This is a genomic window from Streptomyces sp. NPDC055815, assembly GCF_053616475.1.
The window spans coordinates 48,898-62,820 of sequence record NZ_JBSHDU010000050.1 but is presented as its reverse complement, the minus strand read 5'-3'; the positions used below and the strand labels follow the sequence as shown (position 1 = coordinate 62,820).

Here is a 13,923-nt window from a genome sequence, read left to right as displayed (position 1 = left end):
GCCCACAACGGCGGCGGGGCGCAGCCCGAAATGGGCTACGCGAAGACGACCGTGCGGCGGCCGTTCAGGAGGATTCGGCGCTCCGCGTGCCACTTCACCGCCCGCGCCAGCGCCTGGCACTCCACGTCCCGCCCGATCGCCACCAGCTGGTCCGGCGTCACCTCGTGCCCCACCCGCTCGACCTCCTGCTCGATGATCGGGCCCTCGTCGAGGTCGGCGGTCACATAGTGCGCCGTCGCGCCGATGAGCTTCACGCCGCGCGCGTGCGCCTGGTGGTACGGCTTGGCGCCCTTGAAGCTGGGGAGGAAGGAGTGGTGGATGTTGATGATCCGCCCGGAGAGCTGCTTGCACAGGTCGTCGGACAGGACCTGCATGTAGCGGGCGAGGACGACCAGCTCGACGTTCTCGGACCGGACCAGGTCCAGGAGCTCCGCCTCCGCCTCGGGCTTGTTCTCCTTCGTCACCGGGATGTGCCGGAACGGGAGCCCGTACGAGCCCACCAGTTCCTCGAAGTCCCGGTGGTTGGAGACGACGGCGACGATCTCGACCGGCAGCGCCCCGATCCGGGACCGGAACAGCAGGTCGTTCAGGCAGTGGCCGAACTTCGAGACCATGAGCACGACCCGCATCGGCTGGTCGGCCCGGTTGATCTGCCAGTCCATGGCGTAGGCGTCGCCGACGGCGGCGAAGCTCGCCCGGAGCTTTTCGACCGTCACGGGGGCCTCGGCCGAGAAGTGGACCCGCATGAAGAAGAGACCCGTGTCGCGGTCTCCGAACTGCTGGCTGTCCTCGATGTTGCAGCCGGTGATGAAGAGGTAGCTCGACACGGCGTGCACGATGCCCTGCTTGTCGGGGCAGGAGAGGGTGAGGACGTACTGGTCGGTCATCCCGTCAGCCTGCCACAAGCGCCCCGCCGGGCGGACCACCGTCCGCCAGGCGGAACGCCTCAGGACCGCGTCATGATATGCAGCACGTCGAGGGAGCGTGGGGGTGTGTCGGGGTCCTCGCCGTCGGCCTGGGACAGGTGGACGTGGGCCTCGCGGGCGGCGCGTACGGCCTCCGGCCAGCCCTGGTGCTGCATGTAGGCCGAGAAGGGGGCGTCGGGGCCCACCTGGTGCATGATCCGCAGCACCCGGAGGACGGCGACGTCGACGAGGGCGGCCTCGCCGGAGTCCCGGAAGATCGAGCCGACGTACTTCTCGGCGGACCAGTTGTCGAGCCAGGTGTCCTCGACGAGGCGGTAGACGGCGTCGGTGACGTCGCCGTATCCGTCCTGGCCGGCCAGCCAGGTCGTCTCGTGGAATCCGGGGTCGGAGAGCATGTGCAGCGCCGAGCGCACGTTGCTGCGCCAGCGCCACCACGGCATGTCGTTGAGCGGCATGCCGCCCATGGTGGAGGAGCGACGGCCGCGACGGGAAGAGTTAACCGAACCGGAGACCGAACCGGGGACTGGACTGGACATCGTTCGATCGTACGTTTCCTTGTCCGGTAAGCGGACTCGCCCCCTCCTCATCCGAGCGCCCGCCCCCGCAATTCACCTTCACGTCACCCCCCGTTGAACCGTGCTCACTCCCGCGTTACCCATGAGGCGGAAATGTGCATGCCCATGACCGGTAGGCGACTGATCTCACTCCTCGCGCACGTCACGACCGCGGCGACCGGAGCGTCGCTGCTCACCGGGTGTGGCGTACTCCCTGGGGCCACGGGGGGCTCCAGGGAGCCCGTCACGGTGATGACCTGGGCCCCCGACCAGACCCGAGCGACCAATATGCCCGGAATGCCCGCCATGGCGCAGACCTTCGCCCGCTGGGTCAACTCCCAGGGCGGGATCAACGGGCACGAGCTGCGCGTCCTCACCTGCAACGAGCAGAACACCAGCGCCGGCGCCGCCGCCTGCGCCCGCCGGGCGGTCCGCGAGAAGGCGGTCGCCGTCGTCGGCTCGTACAGCCAGAACGGCCGCGCCTTCATGGCCCCCCTGGAAGCCGCGGACATCCCGTACATCGGCGGCTACGGCATCTCGGAGGACGAGTTCACCAGCCCGCTCTCGTACCCCGTCAACGGCGGGGTGGCCTCGCTCGTCGCCGGGCACGGCATGCAGCTCGCCGACTCCTGCGAGAAGGTCTCCCTGGTCCGCCCCGACACCACCGCCGGGGACAAGCTCCCCGAACTCCTCAACTCCGGCCTGCGCAAGGCCAGTCACCGCAGCGCCGTCGACATCCCGGCCATGGAGGACGCCGCCGAGTACACCGAGCAGGCGGGCCGCGCCCGCACCCGGGCCGGTGACGAGAAGGGCTGCGTGACCGCCGTCCTCGGCGAGCGGACCCAGACCTTCTTCGACTCCTTCCGCCGGCTCCCCGCGCAGGAGGAGGAGAAGAAGCAGCACGACACCGTCCGGATCTCCTCGGTCCTCGGCAGCGTCGACCAGCCCGTCATCGACCGCACCGGCGGCGCCCACAGCCCCTTCGAGGGCGCGTTCGTCACCGGCTGGTACCCGGCGGCGGGCGACAAGAGCTGGGCCCCGATGCGCAAGGTCATCCAGGAGCACGCCTTCGCCGACAACCGGGTCGACCCCGCCGACACCGGCGTGCAGACCACCTGGATCGCGTACACGGTCCTGAAGGAGGTCATCGAGTCCCTCGACGAGGACACGATCACGGCCCGGCAGATCACCCACGCCCTCGACCGGGGCGAGCGCGTCGACACCGGCGGCCTCACCCCCAGCCTGCGCTGGAAGTACGAGGACCTGCTCGGCGCCCCCGGCTTCACCCGGATCGTCAACCACGAGGTGACGTTCCAGGTGGTGCGCCAGGGGCAGCTGGTGGCGCAGAAGCCCGGTTTCGTCGACGTCGCCGAGACCGTCCTCAGCGCCCCCTGAGCCCGCTCGGGGCCGGGCCGCTCAGAGCTGCGTCCAGCTCCGCTTGTCGAGGTCGTACTTCACGGCGGTCGGGTTCCACAGCCCGGCCGCCGTCTTCTTCGCGGCGCTGGCCTCGCCGCTCTTCGCGTCGCCCGCGGCCTTCTGGCTGGTCGAGCGGGCGTGGCCGCCCTTGCAGGCCTTCTTGTTCTTCATCTGGTCGGCCCAGGCCGCGTAGTGGTCGTCGGCGGCGGCCGAGGCCTGCCAGGCCTGGGTGAGCGAGGCCGTCAGCGCGGCGTTGTCCGGGATCTTGTCGACCGACAGCGCCTGGAGCTTGGTGATCAGCCCGCGGCGCTGCTCGGCGGCGCCCCGCAGATCGTTCGCGGCCTTGTCGAGGTTCTTGCACTGGTTGATGGCCGCGACCGAGTCGATCACCGTCTGACGGCTGCTGCTGCTGGTCGCGAGGAGCTTGCTGAGCTCCTGCGCCTGCGGCTTCGCCGGGTCGGCCGGCTCCTCCGAGGGCTGCTGCGCGGAGGCGGACGGCGCGGCGGAGCTGGCCGCCACGTTCTGGCCGCCCGTCTTGGGGTCCTTCTCGTCGTCGCCGCCGCTGAGCAGCGCACCGGCGCCGAGGCCGACGACCGCGCAGCCGACGACGACGGCGGCGATCAGCGCGAGCGGCGACTTGCGGCGCGGCGCGGGCTCGTCGTCGTCGTAGTAGGCGTCCTGGAAACCGAACTGCTGAGGAGGCTGCGGGGGCTGGTGCTGCTGCTGGTACGGGGCGGGGCCCGGCTGCTGGTAGCCCTGCGGGGCGTGCGGCTGCTGGGGCGGCCGCGGGGCCTCCGTACGGAAGAGGCTGTCGAACTCGGCGGGCGGCTGGCGCTCACCGGGCGTCTGTGCCGGTACGGGGGCGATGTACTGGGTGGCGTCCGAGGCGCCGGCCGGGGCGGCGGGGCCCTGGTGGGCGAGCGGGCCCGTGCCGAGGAACTGGGTGTCGGAGCCCCCGCCCTGCTGCGGCGGCACCGGCGCCATGTGCTGGGTGGCCTGCATGTCGGCGGCGGCAGGGGCGGCGGGGCCCGGGTAGCCGTAGCCGGGCTGCGGGGCGGCCGGAGCGCCGGGACCGGGGTAGCCGTACCCCGGCTGCGGCGCCGGGGGCATTCCGCCCGGCTGGGGCGCGGCCTGCGCCGGCGGCATCCCGCCCGGCTGCGGCGGCTGTACCGGGGGCATCCCGCCGGGGACCGGCGCGATGTGCTGGGTCGCCTGCATGTCGGCGGCGGCCGGGGCGCCCGGGCCCGGGTAGCCGTAGCCGGGCTGCGGCGGGGCCTGCTGCGGGGGTATCGGCGGCAGGTACTGGGTGGACTGCATGTCGGCGGCGCCCTGCGGCGCCTCCGGGGGCAGCGGCTGCGCGGGCGGCAGCGGCTGCCCGCCCTGCTGCCCGCCCTGCGGGCCACCTGCGGGACCCCAGGCGCCGCCCCACGGCTGACCGCCGCCATGCTCCGGACCCTGTCCGTTCTGCGTCACCGGGACTCCCACTGATGGACCAACCTACGGAATCGTCGGCTCACGCTACCGGGTGCCGACTGGGCTCCGCACACACGTGTGAGACCGGTTACACAAGCTGTTTACGAAACGTCCCCGGGCGTCCAGGCGGCGTACGGCTCCACGGTCCCTACGCCGCGTACAGCTCCATCCGCGCCCCGAACTCCCGCACCACCGGCTCCCCCGCGTACGGCTCCAGGCGCTCCCTCAGGTCGTCCAGGTACTCCGCGCCCCGCGACGACCGCAGCGTGCCGAGCAGTTCGAGGGCCCGCGTGCCCGTCCGGCAGGCCTGCTCCACCTCCCGCTGCTGGACCTGCGCCGAGGCGAGCAGCGCGAGCCCGATCGCCCGCCGCCGTGCCCGCGACTCCGGATGCCCGGCGATCGACTCCTCCGCGGCCCGCGCCGCCGCCTCCGCCTGCCCCAGGTCCCGGTGGCAGTGCGCCAGTTCGTCGGCGAGGTAGGCCGCGTCGAAGTGGGCGATCCACGCCGGGTCGTCGCCCGCCTCCGGATCGGCCCGGTCAAGGGCCCGCGCGGCACGGCCCGCCGCCGTCTCGAAGGCGCGGACGTCGCCCATCAGCGCGTGTCCGCGGGCCTCCGCCGCGAGGAACATCGCCTCCGCGCGCGGCGGCACCTTGCCGCGCGCGCCCTCCTGCGCGGCCCGCGCCAACTGGGCGATCTCTCGCGGGTTGCCGAGCTGCGCCGCGAGGTGGCTCATCGAGGCGGCCAGCACATAGCCGCCATACCCGCGGTCGCCCGCCGCCTGCGCGAGCCGCAGCGCCTGGATGTAGTACCGCTGCGCGAGCCCCGGTTCACCGGTGTCCACCGCCATGTACCCGGCGAGCTCGGTCAGCCGGGCGACGGCCGCGAACAGCTGCCGCCCGACCGCCTCCCGGTACGAGCCCGACAGCATCCCCGACACCACGCTGTTGAGGTAGTGCACGACCACCGGCCGCACGTGCCCGCTGCCGAAGCGCCGGTCGAGGTCGACGAGCGCGGCCGTCATCTCCCGTACGGCCGCCACGTCCGCGACCCCGACCCGGGCCCCCGCCATCCGCGCCACATGCGCGTCGGGCCCCGTGATCAGCCAGTCCCTGCTGGGCTCGACCAGCGCGGAGGCCGCCACGGTCGAGCCGTTCAGGAAGTCGCGGCGCCCCACGTCGCTGCGCCACAGCTCGCAGACCTGCTCGATCGCCCCGGGCACGGTCGGCGCGAACTGGAGCCCCACCCCGGCGGCGAGGTTCCGGCCGTTGGCCATGCCGACCTCGTCGATCGTGACCGTGCGGCCCAGCTTGCGGCCCAGCGCCTCCGCGATGATCCCGGGCGCCCGGCCGCGCGGCTGCTGCCCGCGCAGCCAGCGCGCCACCGACGTCTTGTCGTACCGCAGGTCGAGGCCGCGCTCCGCGCCGACCATGTTGACCCTGCGGGCGAGGCCGGCGTTGGAGCAGCCCGCCTCCTGGATGAGCGCCTGGAGCCGTTCGTTGAGCTGACGCGGAACGAGTGGCCTGGCTGCCATGAGTACCCCCTGAGGCCGTGCGGTGATCACCGGAGAAGGGATCACTGCCCGGCGGATATCCGGTCAATGCAGATGTGAACACGCGAAACCGGACACGTCGGCCGTGCGGAGAAAAGCCACCCCGCCACCGGCGCCCCCACCCTTCCGTACCCACCCCCGCTCCCCGGCCCTCCGCGCGCCCCCGCCAGTGCACCCATGCGCCCCGCGTGCAGGATCGATGCGTCAACACGGCCTCCGTCACGCCCGTAACCCCAGGTGACGGGGGGAGTTGTGCTCACCGTGGAAGAGACCATGGGAGTCACGGAAGCCGCACAGATCCCCAAGCAGCGGGGCGAGCAGCTGCTGGACAGCGCCGTGCGGTACGCGGAAGAGCGGCACTGGGACGTGTTTCCCGGGACCTGGCTGGAAGTCGTCGAGGGCAAGGAGCGCTGCTCCTGCGGCGCGGACGCGTGCGCCGTGCCCGGCGCCCACGCCGTCAGGCCCGACTGGTCGACCCAGGCGACCGGCAGCGGCGTCGGGGCGCGGCGGATGTGGTCGAAGACCCCGAAGGCCTCGATCCTGCTGCCGACCGGCCGCACCTTCGACGCGATCGAGGTGCCGGAGACGGCCGGCTTCCTGGCGCTCGCCCGCATGGAGCGCATGGAGCTGACGCTCGGCCCCGTGACCTGCACCCCGGACCGCCGGATGTACTTCTTCGTGCTGCCCGGCGCCGCGGCCAAGGTGCCGGACCTCGTCCGCAAGCTCGGCTGGGCCCCGGCCTCCATCGACCTCGTCACGCGCGGCGAGGGCCACTACGTGGCGGCCCCGCCGACCCGGGTCGGCGGCTTCGGCGCGGTGCAGTGGGCGCGGCGCCCCACCCCGGCGAACCGCTGGCTGCCGGACGCGGAGGAGCTGATCAGCGCCCTCGCGTACGCGTGCGGCCGGGAGGCGGCGGAGGCGAGGGGCCGCGGGCAGTGACCCGGAGGGCCGGCAGGGCCCGGCCTTAGGGTGGTCCCCGTAAGTAGTACGGGGACCATCGAAGGGTTGACGGACCATGCCTGACCAGGCATTTGACGGAGCGTTCGACAAGGCGGGCGCCGCACCGGGGGACGGTGCGGTGCCCGCCGTGCGTGTCGAGGGGCTGTGGAAGCGCTTCGGGCAGCAGATCGCGGTGAACGGGATCGATCTCGTGCTGCCCGCCGGCCGGTTCATCGGGCTCGTGGGGCCCAACGGCGCCGGCAAGACGACGACCCTCTCCATGATCACCGGCCTGCTGCGGCCCGACCACGGGCGGATCCTCGTCGCCGGGCACGACGTGTGGGCCGACCCGGAGTCGGTCGCGCAGGTCAAGGCCCGCATCGGCATCCTGCCGGAGGGCCTGCGGCTCTTCGAGCGCCTCTCCGGCCGTGAACTCCTCGCCTACACCGGCCGGCTCCGCGGCCTGCCCGGCGCCGAGGTCGACAAGCGGGCCGCGCAGCTCCTCGACGTCCTCGACCTGACCGGCTCGCAGAACAAGCTGGTCGTCGACTACTCGACCGGCATGCGGAAGAAGATCGGCCTCGCCGCCGCGCTCCTCCACAACCCCGAGGTCCTCTTCCTCGACGAGCCCTTCGAGGGCGTCGACCCGGTCTCCGCGCAGACCATCCGCGGCGTCCTGGAGCGGTACACCTCCTCCGGCGCGACCGTCGTCTTCTCCAGCCACGTCATGGAGCTCGTCGAGTCGCTCTGCGACTGGGTCGCCGTCATGGCGGGCGGGCGGATCCGGGCGCAGGGCCCGCTGGCCGAGGTGCGGGGCTCGGCGCCCTCGCTGCAGGAGGCGTTCCTGGAGCTCGTCGGCGCGAACGGCCGCGCGGCGGCCGGGGACTCGCTGGACTGGCTGGGCGGCGGGGCGGGCACGGGCGGTACGCAGCGATGAGCGCCGCCACCTCTCCCGTACCGACAGCCACCGCCCCCGTGCCGTCCCTCACGTCCGTCTTCGTACGGCTCAAGCTGTCGCTGCTGAAGAACGGGCTGAAGCAGTCCGGCGGACGCACCGTCGCGTACATCCTGTCGATCGTCTTCGGCGCGCTCTTCGCCGCGGGCTTCGTCCTCGCCCTCGTCCTCCTGCGGGGCCACCGGGACGCCGACACCGTCGCGATCCTCCTCATCGGCGCGCTCGCGCTGGCGTGGACGGTCATGCCGCTGTTCATCCCGAGCGGCGACGAGACCCTCGACCCCTCGCGGCTCGTGATGCTGCCGCTGCGGCCCCGGCCGCTGGTCCGGGCGCTGCTCGTGGCCTCCCTCGTGGGCGTCGGCCCCGCCCTCACCCTCGTCCTCGCCCTGGGCGCGGTCCTCTCCGTGGCCCACGGCGCCGCCGGCACCGTCCTCGCCGTCCTCGCCGTACCGCTCGCGGCGGTGACGTGCGTGGCGCTGTCCCGGGCCGTGGCCGCCGCCAACGTCCGGCTCCTCACCTCCCGCAAGGGCCGTGACCTGGCGCTGCTGAGCGGCCTGGTCATCGCGGTCGGCATGCAGTTCGTGAACTTCGCCGCCCAGCGGCTGGGGCAGGCGGGCGGCCTGGAGTCCCTCGAACCGGCCACCGCCGTCGTCGGCTGGCTCCCGCCGGCCGCCGCGATCGGCGCGGTCGACGCCGCGAGCCAGGGCGACTACGCGGTGGCCGCGGCCCGGCTGCTGCTCACGGCGGCCGCGCTCGTGGGCCTCCTGTACTGGTGGCGGCGGAGCCTGGTGCGGCTGATGGTCGAGCCGGACGGCTCCACGATCGGCGCGGCCCCGGACGCGGGCACCCAGGACAAGTCCGCCGGTTCGGGGCTGCTCGCGCGGATCCTGCCGGCCGGACGGACCGGCACGGTCATGGAGCGCAGCCTGCGGTACATCTGGCGCGACCCGAAGACGAAGGCCGCGTGGGTGACCTCGCTCGCCATCGGCCTGATCGTCCCCCTCTTCAACGCCTTCCAGGGCGCCGGCTCGGTCTACTTCGCGTGCTTCGCCTCCGGCATGCTCGGCATGCTGATGTACAACCAGTTCGGGCAGGACAACTCGGCGTTCTGGATGGTGGCGCAGACCATCTCGACGGCGGCCGACGCGTACGCCGAACTCCGGGCGCGGGCCATGGCCCTGCTCATGATCACGCTGCCGTTCACGGTCTTCGTGACGGCGCTGACGGCCGGTGTCCTCGGCGACTGGGCGAAGCTCCCCGAGGCCCTCGGCCTCGCGCTCGGCCTGCTCGGGGCGATGATCGGGACGGGCGCGGTGACCTCGGCGAGCTTCCCGTACTCGATCCCCCAGGACAGCGGCTACAAGAACGTCGCGCCGGGGCAGGGCGGACTCGCCTGGATCTCGATCATGGGCGGCATGCTCACGGCCGGTGTGCTGTGCTCCCCGCTCATCGGCGCGACGATCTACCTCCACGTCTCCGACCAGCGGTCCCTGCTGTGGCTCCTGCTCCCCGCGGGCCTGCTCTACGGTGCGCTGCTCGTGTTCGCGGGCCTCAAGCTGGCGGCACCGCGCACGGCGAAGCGGCTGCCGGAGATCCTGGCGTCGGTCAGCAAGGGGTAGCCGCGTCCCTGAGTACGCGCGCGAGGGCGGCGCGGCCGGCCGGGCCCCAGGTCGGCTTCCCGCCCGGGAGACCGCGCTCGCCCGCGCGGCCGATGTCGATGAGACCGGCCGCGCGGAGCAGGGCCCAGCCGCGGGCCCGGCGGACCGTGGCGTCGTCCCCGCGCGCGTACCTCTCGAAAAACCGTCCCGCCGCGCCCTCCGGCAGCAGCAGCCACGCGGCCGAGAGGTCCGTCGCCGAGTCGCCCGCGCAGAGTTCGCCGAAGTCGAGGACGCCCGTGAGGGTGCCGTCGGCGACGACGACGTTCGCGGGGTGCAGGTCCCCGTGCAGCCACACCGGCGGGCCCTGCGGTCCGGGGGCCGCGAGCGCGTCCCCCCACACCGCCCGTACGGCCTCCGGGTCGGCGTGCTCCGCGAGCAGCGGGAAACCCGCCTCGAACCCCGCCACGAACTCCGCGAGCGGCACACCCCGGTCCGGGTTCGCGGGCGCCTCCCCGGGCGCCTCGCGGTGCAGGGCCCGCAGGAAGCCCGCGAGGGCGTCGGCCGCGTGCTCGCCGCGCGTGGCCGGCGCGAGGTCGCCGGGCTCGCCCGGGACCCAGCGGGCGACGGTCCAGGTGCGGGGGAAGCGCGCGGACGGCTCCCCGGTGCGTACGGGGGCGGGCACGGGCAGCGGAAGCAGCGGCGCCAGGTCCGGCAGCCAGCGGTGCTCCTTGCGCAGCAGGCCCGGAGCCCGCTCGGTACGGGGCATCCGTACGGCCAACTCCTCGCCGAGCCGCCACATCTGGTTGTCCCAGCCGCCCGGTACCCGCTGGAGCGGCAGCTCGGCCAGGTCGGGGTGCTGGTCCCGGAGCAGCGCCCGTACGAGGCCCTCGTCGCATTCCACGGCGTCCCCCATGATGGCTCTCCGTCCGATCGTCAACCGGCTTGGAGCGTACGCACGGAGGACACCGCAACGGCAACCGCGACGCGGCGGGGGCAGGGGGTCTGGCGGGGTGTTCCTGGCGACGGCCCGGTATGGGGCATGACCCAGATACGCCAGAAACCCGCCACGGGATGATCTTGGAGTCTGGATGGCCCGCTACGGGGTGTCGCCCGCCAGGGTGCTGACGCGGTTCTCGTACTCGCGGCGGGCCTTGCGCTGGGCCGGACCGCGGGGACGCCTTGACCTCCGTCGAGCGGCTGGCAGCGGGCAAGGAGTCGGTGGTGGATCGCTGGCACGGCCGTGACGCGAAGGGTGTAGCCCTGCCCGCTCCTTACGGTCACGCCGCGGTCGAGCGCGGTGCGTTCGGTGGGTTCCAGCTCGGCGGCGCGGAGGAAGTCGGCGACCTTGCCCGACATGTCGAGGGAGGCCAGCCGGAGTACGTCGGAAACGTGCCCTTGAGGCGACTGATCAGTCAGCCCTCAGGTGAGGCAGGCGTGGATCGTGCGGAGCGCTCCAGGACCCGGTAGACCGTTGCCCGGGAGACTGAGAAGAGCTCGGCGAGGTCGGCGATGGTGTGCTCGCCGGTGGCGTGCTCCTTGACCAGGTGGGCCTGCTGGCGAACTGTCAGCTTCGGCTGCTTGCCCTTCAGCTTCCCCTTCGCCCTGGCCACGGCCATCCCCTCGCGGGTGCGCATACGTAGGAGGTCCACCTCGAACTCGGCGAAGGTGGCCAGGATGTTGAAGAACATCTTGCCCATCGGGTCGGCCGGGTCGTAGAGCGTGCCACCGAGCGACAGTTTGACGCCTCGCGCCACGAGGGAGTCGCCGATGTCCCGGGCGTCGGGGACCGAGCGGGCGAGCCGGTCGAGTTTGGGTACCACCAGGGTGTCGCCGGCGCGGACGGCGGCGAGAGCCTGGCCGAGGCCGGGCCGCTCGCGGTTGGTGCCGGTGAGTCCCTTGTCGAGGTAGATCCGGTCCTCGGGGACGCCGAGACTGATCAGGATCTCCTTTTGGGCGGTGAGGTCCTGCAGGTCGGTCGAGCAGCGGGCGTAGCCCGCCGAGAGTTCGCTCATGCCCGGGGAGTGTACGGATAGCCCCCGCTCACCGTACAGATCACCGGACACCCCAAATGAGACGCCGTCATCGCAGGTCGCTGATCGCGCAGTTCCAAGAACGCGGCTGTTCGCTGAGGGATCCCCTAACGAACAGCCACCGGCCTTCTCAAGCCGCTCCAACACCGCCGCCCCGCACTCCTTGTGCACCTAGCTAGAGCGTGTTTGAGATGTTGATCAACGCAGTCCAGGTCTTGATCGACATTTCGAGCACCGCATAGCGTCAGGATGGTGGAAACAACGCACCGGCCCGCCGCCCGGGTCATCTGTCTGGACGCTGCCCATCGCCTGCTTCTTCTGCACTGGCGTGATCCGTTCGACGGGGCATGGCTCTGGGAGCCGCCCGGTGGCGGTTTCGAGCCGGGCGAGACGCCGCTGATGGCGGCACGACGAGAACTGGCCGAGGAAACCGGACTCGACCCGGCTGCGGTGCTTGATCGGTCTGTGCCAGTCGACCGTGATGTTCAATGGAACGGCAAGCGGTACATCGGGACGGAGCACTTCTTCGTTGCGCAGTTCGCCGACGAGCAACCATCGCTTGTGCGGACCGGCCTGCTCCCCGATGAGCAGGTCAACCTGGACACGCACGTCTGGATCGCATGGTCGGATCTGAGCTCGCTGCCAGACCCGGTTGAGCCGCCACAGTTGCTGGCCGTGCTCGGCGCCCTGGTGCCAGACGGCCCGTGGCGTGATCGTGATCGTGCATGACGGGCGGTCACAGCGCCTGCCGTATGAGCGTGAGTTGGACGGTCGACTCGTAGCGGACAGCGAGCTTGTCGTACCTGGTCGCGACGCCTCGTGCCTGTTTCAGAAGGCCGATCCGGCACTCGACTTTGTGTCTGCGCTTGTACATTTCGCGGTCGAATCCGGGTGGACGGCCGCCGACGGAACCACGCCGGACCCGGTGTCCGGCCTGGTCCCGCTTCTCCGGGATGGTGTGCGCGATCCCGCGTTTGCGCAGGTAGGAGCGGATCTGGCGGGAGGAGTACGCCCGGTCGGCAAGTACATGCTCCGGCCGGGTGCGGGGGCGTCCACCACCGATCCGGGGGACACGGATTCGGTCCATCACCTGCTCGAAGATGGGTGCGTCGCCCCGCTGGCCGGCGGTGATGACGGCTGCGAGGACGTGGAAGGAGGCGTCGACGGCGAGGTGAATCTTGGTGGTCAGCCCGCCGCGCGAGCGCCCCAAACCGTGGTCGTCCGGCTCGGCCGCGAGGCCGTTCGGACGCGTCCAGCCCGGACCGTCAGCCCCTTTTTGCGGGCCCCGGCGGCATGCTGGTGAGCCCGGCAGACAGTGGAGTCGACCGAGACTTCCCACTCTATGACCCCCTCGGTATCCGCCTTGACCTGCAACTTCTTCAGGACGCGGGCCCAGGTCCCGTCGATCTGCCAGCGGCGGAACACCGCATACGCAGTCTCCCAGGGGCCGTATCGCTCGGGCACGTCCCGCCAAGGCGAGCCGGTCCGGGCCCGCCACCAGATCCCGTCGAACACCTGCCGCCGATCCCTCGGAGGCCGGCCCATCTTCGGTATCGGCGGCAAGACTGCTTCCAGCCGTCCCACTGTGCATCCGTCAGATCACCACGAGACATCTGAAGATCGTTTCACGACCTTGATCAACATCTCAAACACGCCCTAGTACTGCAACCGCGTCTGGAGGGTGTGGCTGTGACTGCTTCATATGGCGGATGAGTTCTTGACTTGGCGGACCTGAGCGTCGGAGTTGGAAGGCGTAGCGGCCGTGGGGTGCCAGCGTTGTTGCCGCGCTCTCCTCTTGCCTCGCCGGTTGTACGCGCAAGTACGCCGCTGGGCTGAGGAGGATGCGACCGCAGGCCGACGTGTGGGGTGCCCTCACGCGTCAGTGTGGATCACATGATGAAAGTGAATACGCTGCCGAACGTGCCGCGCTGGGCGAAACGTGCGGCCGTGGGCGCCGCGTTGACCAATGTGCCCTCGGGGCTGTGGCGCCTGGCCATCGCCGTGGGCCTTCCGGTCGGACTTGCCCAGTCCGAGTACGACCAGATGCACGCCCCTGGCTGGGGATCGTTCTCTCTCGTCGCCCTCAGCCTGGTCGCCGAGCTCTTAGCGTTCCTCACCCTCGGGCTCGTACAGAACTGGGGCGAGACCTGGCCGCGCTGGATCCCGTATCTGCACGGGCATCGAGTACCCGTCCTGCCGACCACCATCCTGGCGGGGCTCGGCACGCTGGCCACGACGGCCTTCGGGGCAATGTTCGTCTACACGTCGGTGAACGCGGACATGGATGCCTCCCCCTGGGGCACCTGGCTACTCAACATCGCCTACGCCCCGCTGCTCCTGTGGGGTCCGCTGCTGGGCGCGGTCACGGTGCACTACTACCGTCGCCGGACGGCCGTCTCGCTCGTACAGGTGTGAGTGTCCGGTGGCGGGGCAGCCATCGAGCGCTTCAGTAGGCGAACCCCGCCACATGAATCACAGTGGCC

The 13,923-nt window shown here is 71.8% G+C and carries 12 protein-coding genes and 1 pseudogene; 6 read left to right on the top strand and 7 right to left on the bottom strand.

The genetic code is table 11. The features are described 5' to 3' along the window. Window positions 1–35: 35 nt before the first annotated feature. Together purU and ACWGN5_RS27825 are read right to left on the bottom strand one after the other, a co-directional pair. Window positions 36–887 carry a formyltetrahydrofolate deformylase gene (purU, locus tag ACWGN5_RS27830; RefSeq protein WP_453520061.1) on the bottom strand — a complete coding sequence of 284 codons (852 nt, stop codon included), beginning with the start codon at window positions 885–887 and terminating at the stop codon, window positions 36–38. A 59-nt stretch (window positions 888–946) separates the two neighbouring features. Next, a complete protein-coding gene (locus ACWGN5_RS27825; RefSeq protein ID WP_453520059.1) occupies window positions 947–1,390 on the bottom strand; it encodes an SCO4402 family protein in 444 nt (147 codons plus the stop codon). Between the two features lie 204 nt (window positions 1,391–1,594). On the opposite strand from ACWGN5_RS27825, the gene ACWGN5_RS27820 reads away from it, so the two are divergent. Next, entirely contained in the window at window positions 1,595–2,875 is a 1,281-nt protein-coding gene (locus ACWGN5_RS27820; protein ID WP_453520056.1) for an ABC transporter substrate-binding protein, read from the top strand. Window positions 2,876–2,896: 21 nt separating this feature from the next. Here the strand turns inward: ACWGN5_RS27820 and ACWGN5_RS27815 are convergent, their stop codons facing one another. Both ACWGN5_RS27815 and ACWGN5_RS27810 read right to left on the bottom strand, forming a co-directional pair. Beyond that, window positions 2,897–4,369, bottom strand: coding sequence for a hypothetical protein (locus ACWGN5_RS27815; protein WP_453520054.1), 1,473 nt, complete (start codon window positions 4,367–4,369; stop codon window positions 2,897–2,899). Between the two features lie 148 nt (window positions 4,370–4,517). After that, the gene (locus ACWGN5_RS27810) at window positions 4,518–5,900 is read right to left on the bottom strand and encodes a transcriptional regulator (protein WP_453520052.1); all 1,383 of its coding nucleotides are present in this window, start codon (window positions 5,898–5,900) and stop codon (window positions 4,518–4,520) included. 291 nt (window positions 5,901–6,191) lie between these two features. Here ACWGN5_RS27810 and ACWGN5_RS27805 point away from each other — a divergent pair, with 291 nt between their 5' ends. From ACWGN5_RS27805 to ACWGN5_RS27795, 3 genes are all read left to right on the top strand, one after another. Continuing rightward, window positions 6,192–6,857, top strand: a complete 666-nt coding sequence (locus ACWGN5_RS27805) for a bifunctional DNA primase/polymerase (protein WP_453520049.1) — start codon at window positions 6,192–6,194, stop codon at window positions 6,855–6,857. A gap of 76 nt (window positions 6,858–6,933) precedes the next feature. After that, window positions 6,934–7,794 (top strand): ABC transporter ATP-binding protein, encoded by an 861-nt coding sequence (locus tag ACWGN5_RS27800; protein WP_453520047.1) that lies wholly within the window; start codon window positions 6,934–6,936, stop codon window positions 7,792–7,794. After that, window positions 7,791–9,431, top strand: coding sequence for a transporter (locus ACWGN5_RS27795; protein WP_453520044.1), 1,641 nt, complete (start codon window positions 7,791–7,793; stop codon window positions 9,429–9,431). Before ACWGN5_RS27800 ends, ACWGN5_RS27795 begins: the two co-directional genes overlap by 4 nt. Here ACWGN5_RS27795 and ACWGN5_RS27790 read toward each other — a convergent pair. Further along, the gene (locus ACWGN5_RS27790; RefSeq protein ID WP_453520042.1) at window positions 9,418–10,323 is read right to left on the bottom strand and encodes an aminoglycoside phosphotransferase family protein; all 906 of its coding nucleotides are present in this window, start codon (window positions 10,321–10,323) and stop codon (window positions 9,418–9,420) included. The genes ACWGN5_RS27795 and ACWGN5_RS27790 overlap by 14 nt on opposite strands. A 499-nt stretch (window positions 10,324–10,822) precedes the next feature. Then, window positions 10,823–11,422, bottom strand: a complete 600-nt coding sequence (locus tag ACWGN5_RS27785) for a recombinase family protein (protein WP_453520039.1) — start codon at window positions 11,420–11,422, stop codon at window positions 10,823–10,825. A gap of 267 nt (window positions 11,423–11,689) precedes the next feature. On the opposite strand from ACWGN5_RS27785, the gene ACWGN5_RS27780 reads away from it, so the two are divergent. Next, window positions 11,690–12,169 carry an NUDIX hydrolase gene (locus ACWGN5_RS27780; RefSeq protein WP_453520036.1) on the top strand — a complete coding sequence of 160 codons (480 nt, stop codon included), beginning with the start codon at window positions 11,690–11,692 and terminating at the stop codon, window positions 12,167–12,169. A gap of 7 nt (window positions 12,170–12,176) precedes the next feature. On the opposite strand, the pseudogene ACWGN5_RS27775 reads toward ACWGN5_RS27780, so the two are convergent. Beyond that, window positions 12,177–13,053: pseudogene (locus ACWGN5_RS27775) on the bottom strand (IS5 family transposase). Window positions 13,054–13,333: 280 nt separating this feature from the next. Here ACWGN5_RS27775 and ACWGN5_RS27770 point away from each other — a divergent pair. Further along, a complete protein-coding gene (locus tag ACWGN5_RS27770; RefSeq protein WP_453520033.1) occupies window positions 13,334–13,855 on the top strand; it encodes a hypothetical protein in 522 nt (173 codons plus the stop codon). The last annotated feature ends 68 nt before the right edge of the window (window positions 13,856–13,923 follow it).